Below are 21,509 nucleotides of genomic sequence, written 5' to 3' on the forward strand. Positions count from 1 at the left end.
TATCGGAGCCACGCATGGCGATGCATTCCCCTGTTGCTCAGCGCCTGGAGCGCCTGCCTTCGCTGGCCGTGGATGCCGTGGGAGCGGCGCGCGACGGTGCCGATCGCGTTGGCGCCACCGCCTCATTCCTGTGTGCCGTCCACTGCGCCAGCTGGCCGCTGCTGCTGGCCCTTCTGCCTGCGCTGGGGGCCAGTTTCCTGGCCTCGGAGTGGCTGGAGCGCGGCTTCGTCGTCTTCGCCACCCTGCTCGCGCTGTCGAGCCTGCTTGCTGGCTTCCGCTGGCATCGCGGGCTCAGCGCGTTCGCGCTGCTCGCGCCGGGGCTCGGCCTGCTCTGGTTCGGCAGCTTCGGGCCCCTGCACCACGAACTGGTGCCGCACGCCGTGCTGATGACCGCCGGTGGCCTGCTGGTCGCCGCCGCACACCTGCGCAATCTGAAGCTGTCGGCGCGCACCCACCGGCACGGGCCGGACTGCGGGCACTGAGCCTGCGGTCCTGCCGCGGCTCAACGCTGGCGCGGTATCCAAGCCCACAGCATCCGGCATTCGATCGGCGCTTCGCCTGATTCGTCAGCCACGCTGACCGGCACCAGCAGCTCGCCCTTGGGCTCTGCGCGGATGTGCTCGATCTGTTCCGCCGTCAGCGCAGCGGTGGCCCGAAGCGCGCCGACCGTGCGGCGCTTGAAGTCGACCTGCAGGCTCTTGATCAGGGGCAGGCGGTCGTCGGGCAGGTGCCAGCCCAGGCAGAAGCCCGTGGCGGTCTCTGCGAGCAGGGCCATGGCGGCCGCATGCACGCCGCCGATGTGGTTCTGCATCGGTCGCCGATTGGCGATGACCAGCACCACCCCCTCGGCATCGATCCGCTCGAAGTGCAGGCGCGCGGTGCCCACCATCGGGACCGCGCGGCCGAGGATGCGATCGCGCAGCCAGGGGCGGATCCAGGCGGGAAGGCGTTCGAGCTGGGCGATTCGGCGCGCGAGGCGGGTGTCGGACATCGGTTTCCTCCTGAAATGGGCGGCTCATCGCCCGGCGTGCGCGCATGCTGGGGTGGCGACTCCCTCCCGCGCCCGAGGCGATGATCCTCGCATGCCGAAGGTCCGCCCTGGACACTGCAGGCGGAGCGCTGTCGGCTTGCGCTGCGGGCTTGAGGTGATAGGCTACGCGGCCTTCCGAAGCGACCCGCTTCCAGACTTTCCAAGGAGCACATTATGGGCAAGGGCGATACCCGCACCCGCAAGGGCAAGATCTACAACCACAGCTACGGCAACGCGCGTCCACGCGGCGCCAAGGCGACCGCGCTGGCGGTGACCCCGAAGGCGGCTGTGGCGCCGGCCAAGAAGGCTCCGGCCCGCAAGAAGGCCTGATCCTCGCACTGCCCCGGCAGGCTCGCGACGACGCCCCGCCCCCGAGCGGGGCGTTTTCGTTGGTGGGACGGCGGTGTGACCGTTGGTCGGGACACGCGCGGTCAGGGGGCTGCCACCGCGCACATGAAATCCTCGATCAGCGGCGAGAAGCGCGCGAAATCGACCAGGAAAGCGTCATGCCCTTGCGGCGAGGGCAGGCTGGCGAAGTGCACGTCGGCGCCGCCGCGGCGCAGCCCTTCGGCGATCTGCGACTGCTGTTCGATCGGGAACAGGATGTCGGTCTCGACGCCGATCACCAGCGCCTGCTGCAGGCGGATGCGCGCGAGCCCGCGCAGCACATCGCCCTCGCCATATTCCGCGCAGTCGAACCAGTCCATCGAGCGCGAAAGGTACAGGTAGCAGTTGGGGTCGAACTGGCGGATGAAGCGCCGCGCGTGGCCTTCCAGGTAGCTTTCGACCTGGAACTCGTGGCCGAAGGGATCGTCCTCGCGCAGTTCGCTGTCCAGCCGCACGCGGCCGAAGCGGCCATGCCACTCGATCGCCGAACGGTAGGTCAGTACGCCCAGCTTGCGGGCGATGCGCATGCCGTTCTCGGGGTAGGCGTCGTCGCTGTAGTCGCCGCCATTCCACAGCGGATCAAGGCGGATCGCCTCGCGTTGCAGCGAGCGCACGGCGATCGAAAAGGGCAGGGCGTGGGCGGCGCCGCAGACGTTGAGCATGCGCCGCGCCGCCAGCGGGTGCTGCAGCAGGAAGGCCAGCGCCGTCATCCCGCCCATCGAGCAGCCGACCACGGTGTCGAGCTGTTCGATGCCGAGGCCCCGCACCAGGGCGTAGGCGGCGCGCGCGCCGTCCTCCACGGACAGCTCGGGGAAGGTCAGCCGCCAGGGCTCGCCCGTAGCGGGATTGATCGAGGCCGGACCGCTGCTGCCGCGGCAGCTGCCCAGCGAGTTCACGCAGATCACGAACCAGCGCCGGGTGTCGATGGGTTTGCCCGGGCCGATCACGGCTTCCCACCAGCCGGATTCCGGATCGTCGGCATGGCTGGCGGCGTGCGCGCTCGGCGACAGGCCGGTGAGGACCAGCACCGCGTTGCTGCGGTGGGCGTCGAGTTCGCCCCAGGTCTCAAAGGCGAGACGGCCGCCGTCCAGACAGCCGCCGCGCTTCATCGGAAACGGCGAGGGCAGGTGGAACCAGCGGGTGGCGGGCGGTACGAATTCGGTCACGGCAGGATCCGGTCGATCACCACGCTGGCGCGGCCGGTGCTGACGGCGACAGGGTCGGTCAGGCCTTCCAGGTCGCCCGCCTGCGGGGTGGCGTTGCCGCTGGCGGAGACGCGCGCGCCCACCACCACTTCGGGAAAGGCGCCAAGATTCATGCCCTCGATCATGCCCATGCTCTGGTCCAGCAGCACCGTGGTCGGCAGCGATGCGGCGGAAAGTCGCTGGATCGCCAGCGGCGCGCGCGGGCCCTGCGGGGCGCGCGCGAACACGAACAGCACGGCGTCCGCCGGCAGCCGTGCGGCCAGTTCGGGGGCGAGGCTGACCTCGACCTCGATGCGGGCGCCGGTCGAGTCAGCGGACGCCGGCGTGATGGGAGCCGCGGGCGCGGTTCCCGGTGCAGTCGATGCGGTCGCCGCCGTCTCGGGCAGCAGTGCCAGACCGGCCTGGCGGCGCGCCTCGTTGATCTGCTGCGTCAAGGCCGGGCGTGCCGGTGCGTCCTGCGGCATTTGCGCGAGGATCGGCTCCCACAGCTTGGCCGCGTCCGCCGGACGGCCGTCCTGCACGGCGGCGATGCCGAGCAGCCAGGCGGCGCGCGCGTGCCCGGGCTCGCGCTGGTGGGCCTGCTCCAGCAGCGCCAGCGACTCGCCGGCAAAGCGGCGGGTCGGGGTCGCCAGGGCCTTGGCTTCGGCATAGTCGAGCTGGATCTCGATGTCGTCGGGCTGCAGGCGGAAGGCGCGGCCCAGTGCGGCCTCGGCGGCCGCAAAGTCTTCCTGCGCGCGGCGCGAGCGGCCAAGCAGGATCCAGCCTTCGACGTCATTCGGCTGCGCTTGCAGGCGCGCTTCGAGTGCGGCGATCGCTTCCTCCATGGTGGTCGGTGCCGGCGGGGCGACATGGCTGGCGGGGTCCAGCGCCTGCGGGCTGCCCACCCACAGGTACAGGCCAACCGCAAGCGCGGGCACCAGGGCGCCGAGGCCGAGCAGCAGGGGTGGCGGGGCTTTCGCTGCGGCGGGCTCGGGCGGCAGGGCCTGCAGACGCTCGCGGAGATCGGCATCGGTCAGGGCGCCGGTGGCTGCCGCGGCGCGCAGGGCGCGGCGCTTGTCCGCGTGCGCGTCGAGCGTGGGCGGCTTCAGCAGCGGGCGCAGCACAAAGGCCAGCGCGGCGATGCCGAGCACCGCGGCCAGGATCCAGAACATGGGGCTTACCACTCCTCGTCGTTGGGGGTGTCGCGTCGCGCGGGGGCGTCCTTGAGGCCGGCGCTGCGGCGACGGACGATGATCCCCAAGGCGATGGCGCCGGCCAGCAGCACGCCAGCCGGGGCGAACCACAGCACCAGGTTGGCGCCCTGCATGGGCGGCCGGTACAGCACGAAGTCGGTGTAGCGCTCGGCCAGGAAGTCCTTGATCTGCTGGTCGGACTTGCCCTCGCGCATCAGGTTGAAGACTTCGCGGCGCAGATCCTGCGCGATCATCGCGTTGGAATCGGCCAGCGACTGGTTCTGGCACATCACGCAGCGCAGCTCGGCAGCAAGCTTGCGGAAGCGGTCCTCCTCGGCCTGGTCGCGGAAGGGCAGGGGATCGATGGCCAGGGCCGACAGGCTGGTCAGCAGGCCGAGGGCGAAGGCGAGCAGGCGCCTCATGGGCCGGTGCCCTCGGTGGCCGGCAGGCGCGGCAGGATCTCGCGCTCGACGTCGGCCCAGGTGATCGGGCCGATGTGCTTGTACAGCACGCTGCCGTCGGCGCCGATCAGGAAGCTTTCGGGTGCACCGTAGACGCCGTAGTCGATCGCGGTGCGGCCTTCGAAGTCGACCACGATCAGCGCATAAGGGTCACCGAACTGGTTGAGCCAGCGCAGCGCGTCCTCGCGCTCGTCCTTCCAGTTGAAGCCGACCACCGGCACGCGCCCGGAGCGCGCGAGGCGCTCGATCACCGGGTGCTCGTCGCGGCAGCCCGGGCACCAGCTGCCGAATACGTTCAACAGGTAGGGCTGGCCCAGCAGCTCCTCGCTGCGCACCCTGCGCTCCGGCTCGTGCAGGCTCGGCAGCTCGAAGGCAGGCGCCTGGCGGCCGACCAGCGGCGACGGAATCGCGTTGGGATCGCGCACCGTCGTCAGCCAGATCCCCGCGCCAAGAAGCGCAGCCAGCAGCAGGAACACGATCAGCGGCAGCAGGCGCTGGATCATGCGCGCGCTCCGAGTGCATCCGGGCTGGCGGCGCCGGGCGCGGCGGCTGGTTCGGCCGCGGGCACGCGACGGAAGCGGCGATCGAAGGCGACCACGAAGCCGGCGATCGTCATCAGCAAGGCGCCGAACCAGATCCAGCGGATGAAGGGTTTGACGTAAACGCGCACGGCCCAGGCCTCGCCGTCGCCCAGCGGCTCACCCAGGGCGACGTAGAGATCGCGGGTCAGTCCGGGATCGATGCCGGCCTCGGTCATGATCTGGCCGCCACTCTTGTAGGCGCGCTTTTCGGGGTGCAGGGTGGCGACCCGGCGGTCGCCGTCGTACACCTGCACGGTGCCGCGGTCGGCCTCGAAGTTCGGGCCCTCGCGGTGGGCGACGCCGTCGAACTGGAAGCGGAAGCCGCGGATCTCGGTCGACTCGCCCGGCTTCAAGGCCAGGTCACGCTCGATGCTGGTGCTCTCCACCAGCAGCACGCCGGCGACGAACACGCCGACGCCGAAGTGGGCCAGCAGCATGCCGCTCATTTCGGCGGTGAAGCGGCGGCCGGGCGCGGCCGTCCGCCAGCGCTTCCAGGCGTAGATCGCGGTGCCGGCCATCACCCAGGTCGCGCCGGCAACGCCCGCCCAGGTCTTGAGCGTGCCGTCCGCGATGCTGAAGAAGGCGACTGCCGTGGCAAGCACGGACAGCGTCAGTGCGAACTTCAGCAGGGGCGCGAAGCGGCCCCAGTGCTCCTGCTGCCAGCGGGCGAAAGGGCCAAACGGCATCAGCAGCACCACCGGCACCATCAGGGCGGTGAACAGGAGGCTGAAGTAGGGCGGGCCGACCGACATCTTGCCGAGGTTCAGCGCATCGGCCAGCAGCGGATAGAGCGTGCCGATCAGCACCATGGCTGTGGACGCGCTGAACAGCAGGTTGTTGACCAGCAGCAGGGTGTCGCGCGACAGCGGCGCCGCCGGCTTGCCGCGCTCGATGTTGCCCGAGCGCAGCGCATACAGCAGCAGCGAGCCACCGACCACCACCAGCAGGAAGATCAGGATGAACACGCCGCGCTCGGGATCGGAGGCGAAGGCGTGCACCGAGGTCAACACGCCGGAGCGAACGAGGAAGGTGCCGAGCAGGGACAGCGAGAATGCGGCGATGGCGAGCAGCAGGGTCCAGCCGGCGAAACTGCCGCGCTTCTCGGTGACGGCCTGCGAATGGATCAATGCGGTGCCGACCAGCCAGGGCATGAAGCTGGCGTTCTCGACCGGATCCCAGAACCACCAGCCGCCCCAGCCCAGTTCGTAATAGGCCCACCAGCTGCCAAGGCCGATGCCAAGGGTGAGAAAGGCCCAGGCCACATTGGTCCAGGGCCGGCTCCAGCGCACCCACTGCGCATCCATCTTGCCGCCGAGGAGTGCCGCGATCGCGAACGCGAAGGCCACCGCGAAGCCGACGTAGCCGGCGTACAGCATGGGCGGGTGGAAGATCAGGCCCGGGTCCTGCAGCAGCGGGTTAAGGTCGCGGCCTTCGGCCGGTGCCGGCAGCAGGCGATCGAAGGGGTTCGAGGTCAGCAGGGTGAACAGCAGGAAGCCGACGCTGACCCAGCCCATCACCCCCAGCACGCGCGCCACCACCTCCAGCGGCAGGCTGCGCGAGAACGCGGCCACCGCCACCGTCCACGCCGCCAGGATCAGCACCCACAGCAGCAGCGAGCCCTCGTGCGCGCCCCACACCGCCGAGATGCGATACATCATCGGCAGCAGGGTGTTGCTGTTGTTGGCCACGTAGGCCACCGAGAAGTCCTGCTGGATGAAGGCCGCCGTCAGGATCAGGTAGCTGAGCAGCAGGAAGGCGAACTGGCCGTAGGCGGTGGAGCGCGCCACCGCCATCATCCCGGCGTGTTCGCGCCAGGCGCCGTACAGGGGCAGGGTGGACTGCACCACGGCCAGCACCAGGGCCAGCACCAGTGCGAAGTTGCCAAGTTCGGGAGTCATGCCATCGGTCTCGGGCGCGGCGCACGCCGCATCAGTAGCCGCTCTTGCCGTCGGCGGGCGGGCTGGCAGGGGGGGCTTCGACCGCCTCGACGGCATCGCCACCTGCACGCAAGGCTTCGGTTTCCTGCTTCAGTTTCTCGGCGCGGGCGATGCGCGCCTGGGTCATCTTGTCGGCGACCTCGGCAGGCATGTAGGTCTCGTCATGCTTCGCAAGCACCTGATCGGCGACGAATACGCCGTCCTCGATGCGGCCCTTGGCGATCACGCTCTGACCCTCGCGGAACAGATCGGGCAGAACGCCGCGATAAACCACGGGATAGTCGGCCTCGCGATCGGTCACCTGGAAGCGGTACTCGACCTCGCGGGTCGCTTCGACGCGGCCGCTCTGCACGCTTTCCTCCAGCACCACGCCGCCAAGCCGGAACACCCCGGACTCGGGCGCCTTGCCAGCCATCACCTCGGAGGGCGAATGCAGGTAGTTGAGATTGTTCTGCAGGGCCAGCGCGATCAGGCTGCCGGCCACCAGGCCAGCGCCCAGGATCAGGCTGGCAACGATCAGGCGACGCTTGCGCACGGGGTTCATGGCGTGCTCCTTCAGGGAATCGGATTTTCAGCGGTGGTCGCGGTGCGGGCGGCCGCGCGTCGCTCGCGCAGAGCGATCTCGCGCCGCAGCCGGCGCAGGCGCCAGGCGGGCACCACGAGGTCCCACAGCAGAAAGGCCAGGAACAGCGCGAAGCAGGTCCATACGTAGGCGCTGTATTCGCCCATGTCGAGCCAGGCGCTCATGCCGCACCTCCCAGCGCCCGACGCACCCAGTCCTTTCCGCGCTCGGCCTCGGCGATGGCGATGCGGGTGCGGGCCAGCAGAGAGGCCACGAACCACAGCTTGGTGCCGAACGCGAGCGCGATCAGCGGCGCGATCATGCTCGGATCCATCGCCGACTTGCCGAACAGGCGGATGGTGGCGCCCTGGTGCAGGGTGTTCCACCAGTCGACGGAGAAATGCACGATCGGCACGTTCACGAAGCCGATCAGGGCCAGGAAGCTGGCGGCGCGGGCGGCCGCGCGGCGGTCTTCGATGGCTGCATACAGCCCCATCACGCCCAGATAGAGGAACAGCAGGACCAGCTCGGAGGTGAGCCGGGCGTCCCAGGTCCACCAGGTGCCCCACATCGGCTTGCCCCAGATCGCGCCAGTCAGCAGGGTGATCGCGGTGAACGCGGCACCGATCGGCGCGCAGTTCATCGCCAGCTGCTCGGACAGCTTGATCCGCCAGACCAGGGCGATGAAGGCGTTGACCGCCATTGCGCCATAGATGAACAGGCTCATCCACGCCGCCGGCACATGCACGAAGATGATCCGGAAGGTATCGCCCTGCTGGTAGTCCGGTGGCACCAGGTACAGCCCGGCATAGAGTCCCCAGACGATCATCGGGATGGCGATGCCGTACAGCCAGGGCAGGCAGCGTCCGGCAAACGTGTAGAAATTGGGCGGCGAGCCCATCTTGTGGAACCAGAGCAGGACGGGATTCATGTCATCGCGATCCGAAGCGCGGTGGCCGTGGCCAGCGGCGCGAGAATGGTGAGCAGGGCGACGCCGGCTCCGAGCAGCAGCAGCGCGCCGGTGTAGGGAAGCCCCTGCGCTGCCGCGGCGACGCAGCCGGCGCCGAGGATCAGGATCGGCACGTACAGCGGCAGCGCCAGCAGGGCGAGAAGCATACCCGAGCGCCGCATGCCGACAGTCAAGGCAACGATGACGCCGCCGACCAGACTGAGCAGGGGCGTGCCCAGCAGCAGTGAGGCCATCAGCACCGGCAGCAGGCCCGGCGGCAGGTACAGCAGTTCGGCCAGCAGCGGCGTTGCAATCAACAGGGGCACGGCCGTGGTCAGCCAGTGCACCAGCACCTTGCCGAACAGCATCAGGGCCAGCGGCTGCGGCGCCAGCAGCAGCATCTCCAGGCTGCCGTCCTCGAGATCGCCGCGGAACAGGGTGTCGAGAGACAGCAGGCCCGACAGCAGCAGGGCCACCCAGACCACGCCGGGCGCAATCAGGGCGAGCGTGGATTTCTCGGGGCCGATGGCCAGCGGGAACAGGGTGGCGACCAGCAGGGCGAAAAGCACCGGATTCAGCGCATCGCCGCGGCGCCGCCAGACCAGCAGGAGGTCGCGGCGGAGCAGGGCGGCAAAGGCGGTGAGTGCGGAAGAATCAGCCACGGGCGGCCTCCATCACGGCGAGCTCTGGCTCCGGATCGAGGCTCAAGGTACGGGTGCGCACCGCGCCGGTGGCGTAGGCGCCGTGGCTGGTGATCAGGGCCGAGCCGCCGCGGCCGAGATGATGCGCAACGAGGCGATTGACCAGATCGATACCCTCCAGGTCGAGGTTGGCGTAGGGCTCGTCCAGCAGCCAGAGCCGCGCCGGCACCAGCAGCAGGCGGGCCAGCGCCAGCCGCTTGCGCTGGCCCGCCGAAAGCTGCCGCGCCGGACTGTCCTCAAAGCCGGCCAAACCCACCGCAGCCAGAGCGGTCACCGGCGAAATGCCGGGGCGCTGGCCGAACAGGCCGCGCGCGAAGCGCAGGTTCTCTTCGGCCGTCAGCTCGCCCTTGTGGCCGAGCAGATGACCGAGCAGGGCACAGGTCCTGGCCACCGCTTCGCGATCGGCGATGGCGCCATCGATCCTGACTTCGCCGCATTGTGCCGGCAGCAGGCCCGCCAGCACGCGCAGCAGGGTGGTCTTGCCGCGCCCGTTCGCACCGTGCACCAGCACCGCCTCGCCAGCGCCGACGTGGAAATCGAGCGGGCCGAAGATGGGGTCGTCATTGCGCGCAAAGCCGAGGCCGTGCACGGCGAGCAGCGGCGGCGAGGACGCGGCAGCGAAGTCGAGGGGGTCGGGGCTGTTCATCTGGGCGCGCATGCTACCGGTGGGTACGGGGGGCGTCGATGCGCTGGATCAAGTCTTCCTATCCGGTCGCCCCCATGCCGAGCATGCGCCGCGTCAAGCCAGATGCCGGGGTGCGATGCGGCGCCGCGGCCGTGGGGTGCGCGCCAAGTCGCTGATGCGAAAGGCCTGTCCGGCCGCGGTGGGCCCCAAGCCTGGGCGTCGTGACGGTGTCCTGCGGAACGTTGTGCAGAGCTGGGGTGAATGCCTACAGAGTCGCTACAGACCCGCACTTTCGCTTTTCGATCCGCTAGTTACACTGCCGTCATCCGTCCGGTCGCCCGGCTGCTGACCCTGATCCCCATGTCCCGCCTTCGCTCCCTGCCATTGATGCTTCTGTGCACCCTGCTGGTGTCGGCGGGCGCTGCGCCGCTGTCGGCGTCGGCGGTGGTGCCATCGGAGACCGCTGCGAAGGGCCGCTATATCGTCCACCTGGAATCGCCGCCGACCGCCCTGTTCGAAGGGTTCGGCGCAGGGGCCGACCCGCGCAAGCGCGCGCTGGCGCCCACCCATCCCAAGACCGCCGGGCAGGCCCGGCTCGACGTCGGGAACGCTGCGGTCAAGGCCTACCGCGCCCATCTCGGCGAGGAGCGCGCCGAGTTCGAACGCAAGGCCGCCAGCCTGCTCGGGCGCTCGACCAAGCCACAGCTTGCCTTCGATCTCGTATTGAACGCGGTCGTGCTCGAACTGACGGTTGCCGAGGCCGGTCTGCTCGCCGATCTGCCCGGAGTGAGCCGCGTCGAGCCCGATTTCGTGCGCCGCCTGCAGAGCGATGCCGGCCCCGCATGGGTAGGTGCGCCGTTGCTCTGGAGCGGTGACGCCGGTCTGCCCACGCTGGGCGAAGGCGTCGTGGTCGGTGTGATCGACAGCGGGGTGAACGTCGCCCATCCCTCGTTCGCGGGGCAGGGGCCGATCGACGGCCACATCCACAGCTTCCCTCGCAGCATCAACCCTTCGATCTGTGCGAACCCGACCAGCCCACCCTGCAATGGCAAGCTTGTCGCACTGCGCGACTTCACCCTGGGCAGCAGCAGCCGCGAGCCTGACAACGGCCTCGATCAGGACGGCCACGGCACCCACGTCGCCGGCACGGCGGTCGGCAACCGCCTGCGCGTCAACGTCAGCGTCGCCGGGGAAACCGTCGAGCGCGAGATCTCCGGCGTCGCCCCGCACGCGAACCTGATGGTCTACAAGGCCTGCGAGGTCGAGGCCGACTGCCTCGGCAGCTGGCTGCTGGCGGCGATCAATGCCGCGGTGGCCGACGGTGTCGACATCATCAACTACTCGATCGGCGGCGACCCGCGCGATCCCTGGAGCAGCAGCGACGCGCTGGCCCTGCTTGCGGCCCGCGAAGCCGGCATCGTGCCGGTGGTGGCGGCCGGCAACGAGGGCCCCGGGCCGGGCTCGGTGACCGCGCCGGGCAATTCACCCTGGGTGATCAGCGTCGCCAACATCTCGCACAACCGCAGCATTGGCAGCCGGCTGCTCGACTTCAGCGGCGGCAGTGCGCTGCCGCCAGGCAGCGGCAGCCTGCTGGGCGCCGGCGGCACGCAGGGATACGGCCCCGCGCGCGTCGTGTTCCCCGCCGATTTCCCCGGCTGCGGCATCGGCACCGGGCTGGGGCTCGATATCGCCGGCACGCCGGACGGCAGCAGCAATCCCTGGGCTGACATCCCCAATCGCTTCAACGGCGAGATCGTGGTTTGCCTGCGCGGTACCCAGGCGCGGCTGGCCAAGAGCGACAACGTGCGGCGCGCCGGCGGCGGCGGCATGATCCTGGTGAACACCATCGGCGACGGCGAAAGCATCGCCAGCGATCCGCACCTGGTGCCCTCGACCCATCTGGGCTACCAGGCGGGCGAGCAGCTGAAGGCTTGGCTGTTTGCCGGCGGCCAGAGCGCCCGCATCGAGGGGGCGCGGCTGATCGAGGACGCTTCGCTCGGCAATCGCCTGTCCGCGAGCAGCGGCCGCGGCCCGATCGCTTACGGCGGCGTGATGCTGCCCTCGATCGCCGCGCCGGGCACCAGCATCCTGGCGGCGGCCCCGACGGGTGACGGCGTGAGGACGATGAGCGGCACCTCGATGGCCGCGCCCCACGTGGCTGGCGCCGCGGCCCTGCTGCGCGCGCTGCGGCCGGACTGGCGGGTCGACCAGATCCAGTCGGCGCTGATGCTGAGTGCGCGCCCGGGCCTGCTGGCCGAAGACGCGGTGACGCCAGCACGCCGGATCGACATCGGCGCCGGCGGGCTTGATGTGGCCGCCGCCGCCAGCGCTGGACTGGTGCTCGAAGTGAGCGGCGCGCAGTTCCGCGCGGCGCGGCCGAGCCAAGGCGGTGATCCGCGAAGCCTGAACCTGCCGGGCCTGCTGCATGAGCACTGTCGCGGCAACTGCAGCCTGTCGAGAACCCTTCGGGATGTCGCCGGCGGTGCCCGCTGGAGAGCCAGCGTGAGTCTGCCGGGCGGTGTCGCCAGCGTCAGCCCGTCCAGCTTCGAGCTGGCCGCGGGCGCAAGCCGCCGGCTGGACGTGAACGTCGACCTCAGCCAGGGCGCCGACATCGGCCGATGGCTGGACGGCGAGATCAGGCTCGAACGACTCGATGCGCCCGGCGAGCTGCGCCTGCCGCTGGCGGTGTACGCCGATCCGGGCGACCTGCCGCAGCGGATCGAGCTGGGCGCCCAGCCGGATGCCGGCATGCGCGATGTCGAGCTCACCGGTCTGGCCGAACTGCGTGATCTGGTGGTGGACGCCGGGGCATGGAGCAAGGTCAGCAGCGAAACCTGGAACCTCGCGCCGGCGCCGATCTCGGGAACGGCCTACTCGGCGCCCGGCGAGGGCAGTTTCCATTACCTGTTGGAGCTGCCGGCCGCGACGGCGGGTGCTCCCCGCAGCTTCCGTCTGCTGGCCGAAGCGTCCGGTGCCAGCACGCTGGGTGTGTACGTCGGTGTCGACTACAACGGCAATGGCAAGCCGGAGGAGGTCGAGCAGCTCTGCGCGGCTCAGGGAGCGTCCCCACGCTGTGAGCTCGACATCGCCCAGAGCGGCAGCATGAACCGGATCTGGGTGATGGCGCGCAACCAGACGGCGGTCACGACGCCGCCGGCAGCGGTCGAGCTGCGCGCCGTGCTGCTCGACCCTCAGCCCGCTCAGAAGCCGAAAGCAGTGGCGAGTGCGCCCGCTGTCACGTCCGCGGGCGCCAGCCTGCCCATTCGCCTGTCGTGGAACGACCCCGACTGGCCGGCCGGCGAGCGTCGAGCCTTCCTGTTGAGCCTGCGCTCGCGCGACGGCGCCGAGCCCTTCGCGCGGATTCCGATCACCCTGCAGCGCGATGCGTCGGCACCGGTGCCGCGGCTACTGGTCGAAGGCCGGGACATCAGCGTGACGCTGGCGCCCGGCGAAACCCGCACGGCCTTCTTCATCGACGTGCCCGGCGACGCGCGGCGCCTGCTGATGTTCGCCGACGGTGGCCGCAATGTCCGCATCGACCTGGCGCGTGACAGCGCGCCCAGCATGCCGGCCGCGATCCCACCCCCGAACCTTTCGGCTGCGACCAACGGTGTGGTCGGCAATGCGATCGGCGCCGAGATGGTGACTTACCAGCTCATGCCTGGTCGGGTATGGGCGATCCTCCGCAACATCGGCACGGAGCCCACCACCGCCTCGATCAAGCTGAGCATTGACGCCCAGCAGCGCATCGAGCCGCGCTTCGGCGCCTGGTACAACCCGCAGCGCAGCGGATCGGGTCTCTTCCTGTACCGCTTCGGCGGCAGCTGGGGCTATGTCTGGTACACCTATCTCCAGGACGGGACGCCGACCTGGTACATCGGTTCCGCGCCCGCGCCGGAGGGCGTCAACGCGCGCTGGTCGGCGCCGATCCTGCGCATGACCTGGAACGGCAGCGTGGCGCGCCCGGTCGAAGTCGGGCGGATCGTGATCGCGCCGCTCGCAGACGACCGCATGCAGTTCGCCTACGAGCTCGATGGCCAGTTCGGCAGCGAGCCCTTGCGCTGGATCGGCGGCGAGCGCTGCGCGGCGGCGCAGGGTCAGTCGCTGGACCTGAACGGGCTGTGGTACGACCTCTCGAACTCCGGTTTCGGCTACAGCCTTGATGTCTCGCCTGATGCCGAGGTGGTTGCGAGCTTCCTCTACGACGGCCGCGGCTGGCCGCGCTGGGTCCTGGGCGCAGGACGTCCCTTCGGTGGCGGAATGATCGATCTGATGCAGTACCGCGGCAACTGCCCACTTTGCGTCTATGGCGAGGTGCAGTCGCAGGTGGTGGGCGGCGTGCAGGTGGTGTACGCCAATGGTGAGCCCGCACGGCTTGATACCGCCTTGGACTTCGCGGTGCCGCTGTCCGGCAGCTGGGCACGCAGCCATCCCATGAACCGGCTTTCCACCAGCCTCGGGTGTCCGCCCTGAGCCAGAGGCTCCGAGCGTCGCTCCCCTGCCTGATTTCGCCAGCGTCGCCTGGTGACCCGTTTCGGTGGAGATCTGCAGCTTTCGCAGTCGCGCCACGACGCCCTGCGACGGGGATTCCGCTAACCTTGCGCGCCCCTTCGATGCCGAGCGCGAGAGCCTGATGCAGATCGAGACCAAGCTGCCCAAGGTGGGCACCACCATCTTCACCGTGATGTCGCAGCTGGCCGCCCAGCACGGCGCCGTCAATCTGGGCCAGGGATTCCCCGATTTCGAGACGCCGGCCTTCCTGCAGGACGCCCTGGTGCGCGCCATGCGCGCCGGTCGCAACCAGTACGCGCCGATGCACGGCGTGGCCCCGCTGCGCGAGCAGATCGCGGCGAAGACGCTGGCGCTGTACGGCGCGAAGATCGACGCCGAGCGCGAAATCACGGTCACCAGCGGTGCCACCGAGGCGATCTTCGCCGCGATCCACGCGGTGGTACGGCCGGGCGAGGAAGTGATCCTGCTCGATCCCTGCTACGACTGCTATGAGCCGGCGGTGGATCTGGCCGGCGGCGTGGCCGTACACATCCCGCTGAATCCCGGCGACTTCAGCGTCGACTGGCAGCGCGTGCGCGAGGCGGTGACGGCAAACACCCGGATGATCCTGGTCAACTCGCCGCACAACCCCTCGGGCGCGGTGTTCGCCCAGGCCGATCTGGATGCGCTCGCCCAAATCGTGCGCGACACCGGCATCTTCGTGCTCTCCGACGAGGTCTACGAGCACATCGTCTTCGACGGCCAGCCGCACATGAGCGTGCTGCGCCACCCGGAGCTCGCCGCACGCAGCTTCGTGGTGTCTAGCTTCGGCAAGACCTACCACTGCACCGGCTGGAAGCTCGGCTATGCGGTGGCGCCGGCCGCGCTCACGGCCGAGTTCCGCAAAGTCCACCAGTACCTGACCTTCTGCAGCTTCGCGCCGGCGCAGTGGGCGCTGGCCGAGATGCTGGAACAGCATCCCGAGCATCACCTCGAGCTGCCGGACTTCTACCAGCGCAAGCGCGACGCCTTCCGGGCCCAGCTCGCTGCGACGCGCTTCCGCTGCCTGCCAGTGCCCGGCGGCTACTTCCAGCTGGTCGACTACTCGGCGATCTCGGACATGGGCGATCTCGAATTCTGTCGCTGGCTCACCGTCGAGAAGGGCGTCACCGCGATTCCGCTGTCGCCGTTCTATGCCGAGGCGCCCGCCAACCAGCGGGTGATCCGACTGTGCTTCGCCAAGACCGAGGCCACCATGGCCGCAGCGGTCGAGCGTCTGGCGAAGGTCTGAGCCCATGCATGCTCCCACCGCTCCGAGCCGCGACCTGCGCGTTTCGCTGGTGCAGGCCGCCACCGTCTGGCATGACCCCGCCGCCAACCGCGCCCTTTATGGCGAGCTGGTGCGGCCGCTGGCCGGTCAGACCGATCTCGTGGTGCTGCCGGAAACCTTCACCTCGGGCTTCTCCAACGCCGCGATCGGTGAGGCCGAAACCATGGACGGCCCCAGTGTGGCCTGGCTGCGCGCGCTGGCCATGGAGATCGGTGCCGCCGTCACCGGCTCGATGGTGATCCGCGAAGGCGACACCGTGTTCAACCGTCTGCTGTTCGCCACCCCCGACGGCGCGCTGGCGCAGTACGACAAACGCCACCTGTTCCGCATGGCTGGCGAGCACGAGCGCTATGCCGCCGGCGGCCCGAAGCTGGTGGTGGAGTGGTGCGGCTGGCGGATCTGTCCCCAGGTCTGTTACGACCTGCGCTTCCCGGTGTTCGCCCGCAACGTGTTCGACGAGGCCGCGCAGCGTTTCGACTATGACCTCATCCTCTGGGTCGCCAACTGGCCGGCCGCCCGCCGCTACGCCTGGCAGACCCTGCTGCGCGCCCGCGCCATCGAGAACCTGTCCTGCGTGATCGGCGTGAATCGCGTCGGAGTCGACGGCAACGAGATTGCATATGCCGGTGACAGCGTCGCGCTCGATGCCCTGGGCCAGCCCCTGGTCGAACTCGGCCCCCTGCCGCAGGTGGTGACCTCCAGGCTGGAGGCCGCCGTCCTGAACGCCCACCGCGCGCGTTTCCCGGCCCAGCTCGACGCGGATCGGTTCCAGCTGCTGTGAGTCTGCCCTGGAGGGGCTCGCCCGGCTGGAACATGAACAGCGCGGATGCGGTCGCCGGGGAGGATGGCTTGTTTTGCCGCCCAGCCCCGTTTGTGCTGTCTGAGTCCGGGGTGAAGGCGTAGGCTTTCACGCGGGGTTTGCAGTTGGGACGCTCCGCGCCGGAGTCGTTCCTCATGGGGTTCCAACAGGGAGAACACGCAATGATCAAGTCGATGATGGCCTGCGTTCTGGCGGTGGCGGCGCTGGCCGGCATGCAGAGCGCGAACGCGCAGCGCGGCGAGCGCGTGAGCGTGGCCGTGGCCGAGTTCAAGAACGAGTCGGGTGCAGGCTGGTGGCGCGGTGGGGTCGGCTGGGAACTGTCCGGCATGCTGGCCAACGAGCTGGTCGCCACCCGCGCCTTCAGCGTCGTAGAGCGTTCGCGGCTGGAGTCCGTGCTGCAGGAGCAGAACCTCGCCGCTTCGGGCCGGATGGCGCCAGGCCAGGGCGCGCGGATCGGTCAGCTGACCGGTGCCCAGTACCTGATCATGGGCACGGTCACGAGCTACGAGGAGCAGACTTCCAGCACGGGCGGCGGCATCAGCTTCCGCGGTGTGTCGCTGGGCGGCAAGTCGAGCAAGGCCTACGTGGCCGTCGACCTGCGCGTGGTCAACAGCGAGACCGGCGAGATCGAGTTCGTGCGCACCATCGAGGGTGAGGCCAAGAGCGGCGGCATGAGCGTGGGTCTGTACCGCGGCGGCTTCGGCGGCGCGCTGGCCAACGAGAACAACACTCCGGCCGGCAAGGCCATCCGCGCGGCCCTGGTCATGATCACCGACTATCTCGAGTGCGTGATGGTCAAGCAGGACCGCTGCATGCGCGAGTTCGACGCGGCCGACGACCGCCGCCGCGAGCGTACCCGCGGTGCCCTGAGCATCGACTGAGAGCGGGTCCGCGCGATGCGCTCGCGCGCCGGCCGATCATGCAAACGCCCCGGTCTGCCGGGGCGTTTGCACGTCTGCCTGCACCGCGCTGCAGCTTGATTCCTGGCGCCCCCGGCAGCAGGGTTGCTGCCTGCGCCCAGCCGGAGCTGTCCATGGCCACTGCCGACACCCGCTTCCAGAGCTTCAGCGAGTTCTATCCCTACTACCTTGCCGAGCACGCCAACCGCAGTTGCCGCCGGCTGCATTTCGTCGGCAGCAGTGGCGCGCTGGTCTGCGCGCTGATCGCGCTCGCCAGCCTCGATCCGCGCTGGCTGCTGGCCGCCCTGGTCTGTGGTTACGGCTTCGCCTGGATCGGCCACTTCGTGTTCGAGAAGAACCGCCCGGCGACGTTCAAGCACCCGCTCTATTCCTTCCTCGGCGACTGGGTGATGTACCGCGACATCCTGATCGGACGGATTCCCTTCTGAACCGGGCGGAAGCGCCCCGAGGCATCGGCACTTTGTCAAGAGCGGTTCACGCGCGTCTCACTCGCCCCGTGGTCAATTCACGTCCGTGAAAACCCCACCGGAGCCCAGCCATGAAGTCTCGCGAAGAATCCGCCGGTCTGATCCTCCTGATCGAGGACAACCGCAACATCTCTGAAATGGTCGGCGAATACCTCGAGCGCAAAGGCTTCGGGGTGGATTACGCCAGCGACGGCGCCGACGGCCTGCGCCTCGCCGTTGAAAACAGCTACGACGTGATCGTGCTTGACCTGATGCTGCCGCGCATCGATGGCCTGGAGGTGTGCCGCCGCCTGCGCCAGGAAGCCAAGAAGTCGACGCCGGTGCTGATGTTGACCGCGCGGGACACCCTTGATGACAAGGTCCGCGGCCTGGAGGCCGGGGGAGACGACTACCTGGTCAAGCCTTTCGCCATCCAGGAACTCGAAGCGCGCGTACGTGCCCTGATCCGCCGCGATCGCCGCCAGGTCAGCGCCGAAGTGCTCAAGGTCGGCGACCTGGTGCTGGACACGGCCACCCTGCGCCTGACCCGTGGCGGTCGCGACCTGCAGCTGTCGCCGATCGGCTTGAAGCTGCTCACCATCCTGATGCGCGAATCGCCGCGCGTGGTCAGCCGTCGCGACATCGAGCGCGAGATCTGGGGCGACGCGCTGCCCGACTCCGACACCCTGCGCAGCCACCTGTACAACCTGCGCAAGGTGATCGACAAGCCCTTCGAGAAGCAGCTGCTGCACACCATCCACAGCGCGGGCTACCGCCTGGCTGAGCTGGAGACCGAGCCGGCGCAGCGGGTGGGGTGATTCAAAGCCGGGATTGGAGATTCGGGATTCGGGATTTGCAAGAGCAGCGTTCGGCAAGGCTCACCACCGCGCTTCGAATCCAAGACCCAGTCCTTCGCGTCACGCTACGCTGAAAAACGGGCTCCGCGCACTACGCGGAGCCCGTGTGCTTTCCGGGCTTCAATGCCTGACGTGGCAGCTGCAGCCTGTACGGTCGTCGTCCAGCGGCCACCGCGCTTCACGGCCGCATCCATCGCTGTGCGACATGCTCGCCCCGCCTGCAGCCTCAATGCCGCGGGCTGCGAATCCCCAATCCCGAATCCCGGCAAAGAAAATGCGCATCTCCACCGGCCTGCGCCGCAAGATCTGGGCGGCGTTCATCCTGCAGATCGCGGCGATCAGCTGCGCCACCGTGCTCGGCGTCTACGGCGCCTCGGCCGTGCTCAAGGACGTGCTGATCCAGCGCGCACTGACCGACGAGGCCGCGCACTACCGCGAGCGTCTGGCGCGTGACCCGCAGGCGCCGCCGCCCGATACCTACAACATGCAGGGCTACCTGCAGCGACACGGCGAGAGCGAGAACGTGCTCCCCGAGAACCTGCGCGGCCTGGCCTCGGGCTACTACGGTCTGCCGGCCGAGCGCGGTGGTTCGCTGGTGCTGGTGCAGGAGGGCGAGGGCGGCACGCTCGTTCTGGTGTTCGACGCCGAGCAGGTCAATGCGCTGGCCTTCTTCTTCGGCGCGGTGCCGTTGGTGCTGGTGCTGGTGGTGATCTACATCATCGCCTGGGCCACCTACCGCATCTCGCGCCGCGCGGTCTCGCCGGTGATCTGGCTGGCTGGCGTGGTCCAGCACTGGGACCCCAAGAACCCCAATCTTGAAGCGCTGTCGCCGGAACAGCTGCCGCTCGATGTCGAGGGCGAGGTGCTGGTGCTGGCCCAGGCCCTGCACGAGTTCGCCTCGCGCATCGATGCCTTCGTGCAGCGCGAACGCGACTTCACCCGCGATGCCAGCCACGAGCTGCGGAGCCCGCTGACGGTGATCCGCATCGCCTGCGACGTGCTCTGTGCGGAAGACGATCTGCCGCCCTACGCGAAGCGGCAGATCAAGCGCATCCTAGGCTCGGCGCGCGACATGGAGGGACTGATCGAGTCCTTCCTCATCCTTGCCCGCGAGGGCGATGCCGATCTGCCGGAAGAGGACTTCGTGATCAACGAGGTCGTGGCCGACGAGGTCGAGAAAGCCCGGCCGCTGCTCGGGGACAAGCCGGTGGAGCTGCGCATCGAGGAGCACGCCGCGTTTTCCCTGCACGGCAGTCCACGTGTGCTGCGGGTGATCCTGTCCAACCTGATCCGCAATGCCTGCGCCTACACCGATCGCGGCAGCGTGGTGGTGCAGATCCACAACGACCACGTCTGCGTTCAGGACACCGGCTGCGGCATGACGCCCGACGAGCTTGAGCGCGCCTTCGATCCGTTCTTCCGCGGCGGCCTGCGCAAGGAAGGGGGCCAGGGCGTCGGTCTGACCATCGTGCGCAGGCTGTCCGCGCGTTTCGGCTGGCCGGTCACCCTGGAAAGCGAGGCGGGGCAGGGCACCCGTGCCCTCGTGCGATTCCCGAGCGCGTTCGCGGCAGGTCGTGCCGAGGCGGCTGCGGAGGTCTGATCGACCGCCTATCCCTGGCTGCGTGCCGTCCATCGGTGGTCCTGCATGCCCGTTTCACCCGGGGGCGATGGCGCTTTGATCGATGTGCAGGCGGGGTCGGCTCACCTTGATGGTGCCGTCATTTTTCGTGCAGCGTCGCTTGACGTTCAGGCGGATACATATTCGCCGCGCCTCATTTCAAGCGCGCCCTACGGAGACCCCATCCATGAAGCCGATCCACGCCCTGCTGCCCGCCGGACTCTCCGGCATTCTCCTGCTTGCACCCGCGCTTGCCCTCGCCGACGCCCGCGTCCTCGTCGGCCATTTCGCCCCGTTCAGCGACGATCTGGCGGCGACCGCGGTGGACGTCCGCATCAACGGCGCCACGGCGCTGACCAACGTCCGCTATGGCGACTTCACCAGCTATATCCCGCTGCCGGCGGGCGCCTACGCGCTGGAGGTCGTTCTGGCGGGAACCAACACCGTGGCGATCAGCGCCAACGTGACCCTGGCCGACAATACCGATTACACCGTGCTTGCCACCGGCGGTGCCAACGGCCAGCCGCTGGCGCTGCAGCCGCTGGTCGACGACAACCGCCCGCCGGCGACCGGGAACCTGAAGCTCCGCGTGATCCACGCCGCGCCCTTCGGCCCGGATGCCGAGTCCACGGCGGTATCGATCCGCACCGACCGCGGCGCCGTGGTGGGTGGACTCACCAACGTGCCCTTCTTCGCCGCCAGTGGTTACCTGGAGATCCCGGCCGGCAACTACGACCTGAAGGTGGCAACGCCGGACGGCGGGACCAATCTGATCGACCTGGCGCCGGTCGACCTGCCTGCAGGCGCGGTGCTGTCGGTGCTTGCGACCGGCGATGGCGTCAACCAGCCGCTCGGCTTCACCGCGCTGCCGCTGGGCGCGCTGCCGACCGAGACGCCGGTCGATCTGAGCGTCAACGGCATGTGGTACACGCCCGAGTTCAGCGGCCAGGGCTTCGTGTTCACGCCGCGCCCGGGCGAGAACCGCCTGGTTGGCAGCTGGTACGCGTTCGATGCCAACGGCGGCAAGATCTGGTTCACCCTCGACAGCGCCGCGGTCTCGCTGGGTACCGCAGCGGTCACCGGCGGCGGCTTCAACGGTCGCAGCGCCGAACTCGCGGTGCTCAACACCACTGGCGGCCGCTTCCTCGCGCCGAACCCTGTGCAGACCGCGCCGATCGGTCGGGTGCGCATCGACTTCGCGGACTGCAATTCCGCGGTTGCCGAGATCCTGCTCGACGGCCAGCCCGCGCGCAGCATTCCGCTGCTGAACATCACCCCCTCGGGTATCTGCTCGCTGTAAGCCCAGCCTGGGCGAGCCCTGTGCATCGGGGCTCGCCCTGCTCTTTGGGCTCCAGTGGCGGCCTGCGCAGGCGCCCCAAGCCCTTTGCCTGATCCACGCATTCGTCGTGATGCGCTA

General features: G+C 69.3%; 21 protein-coding genes. 10 read left to right on the forward strand and 11 right to left on the reverse strand.

Annotated features, from left to right (window positions below):
• The first annotated feature begins 14 nt into the window (after positions 1-14).
• The gene (locus Q0654_RS21310) at positions 15-482 is read left to right on the forward strand and encodes a MerC domain-containing protein (protein ID WP_298857191.1); all 468 of its coding nucleotides are present in this window, start codon (positions 15-17) and stop codon (positions 480-482) included.
• Between the two features lie 20 nt (positions 483-502).
• Here the strand turns inward: Q0654_RS21310 and Q0654_RS21315 are convergent, their stop codons facing one another.
• Positions 503-991 carry a DUF4442 domain-containing protein gene (locus tag Q0654_RS21315; protein ID WP_298857193.1) on the reverse strand — a complete coding sequence of 163 codons (489 nt, stop codon included), beginning with the start codon at positions 989-991 and terminating at the stop codon, positions 503-505.
• 213 nt (positions 992-1,204) lie between these two features.
• On the opposite strand from Q0654_RS21315, the gene Q0654_RS21320 reads away from it, so the two are divergent.
• Positions 1,205-1,360: a 30S ribosomal protein THX gene (locus Q0654_RS21320; protein ID WP_298857195.1), complete on the forward strand. Its 156-nt coding sequence runs from the start codon at positions 1,205-1,207 to the stop codon at positions 1,358-1,360.
• 101 nt (positions 1,361-1,461) lie between these two features.
• Here the strand turns inward: Q0654_RS21320 and Q0654_RS21325 are convergent, their stop codons facing one another.
• From Q0654_RS21325 to ccmA, 10 genes are read right to left on the reverse strand one after another with little or no spacing between them, the layout of a single operon-like run.
• Positions 1,462-2,583: a homoserine O-acetyltransferase gene (locus Q0654_RS21325; protein ID WP_298857200.1), complete on the reverse strand. Its 1,122-nt coding sequence runs from the start codon at positions 2,581-2,583 to the stop codon at positions 1,462-1,464.
• A complete protein-coding gene (locus tag Q0654_RS21330) occupies positions 2,580-3,773 on the reverse strand; it encodes a tetratricopeptide repeat protein (protein ID WP_298857202.1) in 1,194 nt (397 codons plus the stop codon). The genes Q0654_RS21325 and Q0654_RS21330 overlap by 4 nt, the downstream gene beginning before the upstream one ends.
• Positions 3,774-3,778: 5 nt before the next feature.
• Positions 3,779-4,216, reverse strand: coding sequence for a cytochrome c-type biogenesis protein (locus Q0654_RS21335; protein ID WP_298857204.1), 438 nt, complete (start codon positions 4,214-4,216; stop codon positions 3,779-3,781).
• The gene (locus tag Q0654_RS21340; RefSeq protein WP_298857317.1) at positions 4,213-4,755 is read right to left on the reverse strand and encodes a DsbE family thiol:disulfide interchange protein; all 543 of its coding nucleotides are present in this window, start codon (positions 4,753-4,755) and stop codon (positions 4,213-4,215) included. The genes Q0654_RS21335 and Q0654_RS21340 overlap by 4 nt, the downstream gene beginning before the upstream one ends.
• On the reverse strand, positions 4,755-6,734 hold the full coding sequence (locus Q0654_RS21345) for a heme lyase CcmF/NrfE family subunit (RefSeq protein ID WP_298857205.1): 1,980 nt from the start codon (positions 6,732-6,734) through the stop codon (positions 4,755-4,757). Before Q0654_RS21345 ends, Q0654_RS21340 begins: the two co-directional genes overlap by 1 nt.
• A gap of 31 nt (positions 6,735-6,765) precedes the next feature.
• Positions 6,766-7,317: a cytochrome c maturation protein CcmE gene (gene ccmE, locus Q0654_RS21350; protein ID WP_298857209.1), complete on the reverse strand. Its 552-nt coding sequence runs from the start codon at positions 7,315-7,317 to the stop codon at positions 6,766-6,768.
• Between the two features lie 11 nt (positions 7,318-7,328).
• Positions 7,329-7,520 (reverse strand): heme exporter protein CcmD, encoded by a 192-nt coding sequence (gene ccmD, locus Q0654_RS21355; RefSeq protein ID WP_298857210.1) that lies wholly within the window; start codon positions 7,518-7,520, stop codon positions 7,329-7,331.
• On the reverse strand, positions 7,517-8,266 hold the full coding sequence (locus Q0654_RS21360) for a heme ABC transporter permease (protein ID WP_298857215.1): 750 nt from the start codon (positions 8,264-8,266) through the stop codon (positions 7,517-7,519). The genes ccmD and Q0654_RS21360 overlap by 4 nt, the downstream gene beginning before the upstream one ends.
• The gene (gene ccmB, locus Q0654_RS21365; RefSeq protein WP_298857217.1) at positions 8,263-8,946 is read right to left on the reverse strand and encodes a heme exporter protein CcmB; all 684 of its coding nucleotides are present in this window, start codon (positions 8,944-8,946) and stop codon (positions 8,263-8,265) included. The genes Q0654_RS21360 and ccmB overlap by 4 nt, the downstream gene beginning before the upstream one ends.
• Positions 8,939-9,631 (reverse strand): heme ABC exporter ATP-binding protein CcmA, encoded by a 693-nt coding sequence (gene ccmA / locus Q0654_RS21370; protein ID WP_298857219.1) that lies wholly within the window; start codon positions 9,629-9,631, stop codon positions 8,939-8,941. The genes ccmB and ccmA overlap by 8 nt, the downstream gene beginning before the upstream one ends.
• A 339-nt stretch (positions 9,632-9,970) precedes the next feature.
• On the opposite strand from ccmA, the gene Q0654_RS21375 reads away from it, so the two are divergent.
• The 8 genes from Q0654_RS21375 (at position 9,971) to Q0654_RS21410 (ending at position 21,392) form a co-directional block, all read left to right on the forward strand.
• The gene (locus Q0654_RS21375; RefSeq protein ID WP_298857221.1) at positions 9,971-14,083 is read left to right on the forward strand and encodes a S8 family serine peptidase; all 4,113 of its coding nucleotides are present in this window, start codon (positions 9,971-9,973) and stop codon (positions 14,081-14,083) included.
• Positions 14,084-14,243: 160 nt separating this feature from the next.
• The gene (locus Q0654_RS21380; protein WP_298857223.1) at positions 14,244-15,392 is read left to right on the forward strand and encodes a pyridoxal phosphate-dependent aminotransferase; all 1,149 of its coding nucleotides are present in this window, start codon (positions 14,244-14,246) and stop codon (positions 15,390-15,392) included.
• A 4-nt stretch (positions 15,393-15,396) separates the two neighbouring features.
• Positions 15,397-16,212, forward strand: coding sequence for an amidohydrolase (locus Q0654_RS21385; protein WP_298857225.1), 816 nt, complete (start codon positions 15,397-15,399; stop codon positions 16,210-16,212).
• A 200-nt stretch (positions 16,213-16,412) separates the two neighbouring features.
• Positions 16,413-17,132 carry a CsgG/HfaB family protein gene (locus tag Q0654_RS21390; protein ID WP_298857227.1) on the forward strand — a complete coding sequence of 240 codons (720 nt, stop codon included), beginning with the start codon at positions 16,413-16,415 and terminating at the stop codon, positions 17,130-17,132.
• Between the two features lie 152 nt (positions 17,133-17,284).
• The gene (locus tag Q0654_RS21395) at positions 17,285-17,599 is read left to right on the forward strand and encodes an Mpo1-like protein (protein ID WP_298857229.1); all 315 of its coding nucleotides are present in this window, start codon (positions 17,285-17,287) and stop codon (positions 17,597-17,599) included.
• 110 nt (positions 17,600-17,709) lie between these two features.
• A complete protein-coding gene (locus tag Q0654_RS21400; protein ID WP_298857231.1) occupies positions 17,710-18,435 on the forward strand; it encodes a response regulator transcription factor in 726 nt (241 codons plus the stop codon).
• Positions 18,436-18,748: 313 nt separating this feature from the next.
• Positions 18,749-20,074 carry a HAMP domain-containing sensor histidine kinase gene (locus Q0654_RS21405; protein ID WP_298857233.1) on the forward strand — a complete coding sequence of 442 codons (1,326 nt, stop codon included), beginning with the start codon at positions 18,749-18,751 and terminating at the stop codon, positions 20,072-20,074.
• Between the two features lie 205 nt (positions 20,075-20,279).
• Positions 20,280-21,392 carry a DUF4397 domain-containing protein gene (locus Q0654_RS21410; RefSeq protein WP_298857235.1) on the forward strand — a complete coding sequence of 371 codons (1,113 nt, stop codon included), beginning with the start codon at positions 20,280-20,282 and terminating at the stop codon, positions 21,390-21,392.
• Positions 21,393-21,509: the final 117 nt, after the last annotated feature.

This window comes from uncultured Aquimonas sp. (assembly GCF_937888285.1).
Classification (GTDB): domain Bacteria; phylum Pseudomonadota; class Gammaproteobacteria; order Xanthomonadales; family Xanthomonadaceae; genus Aquimonas.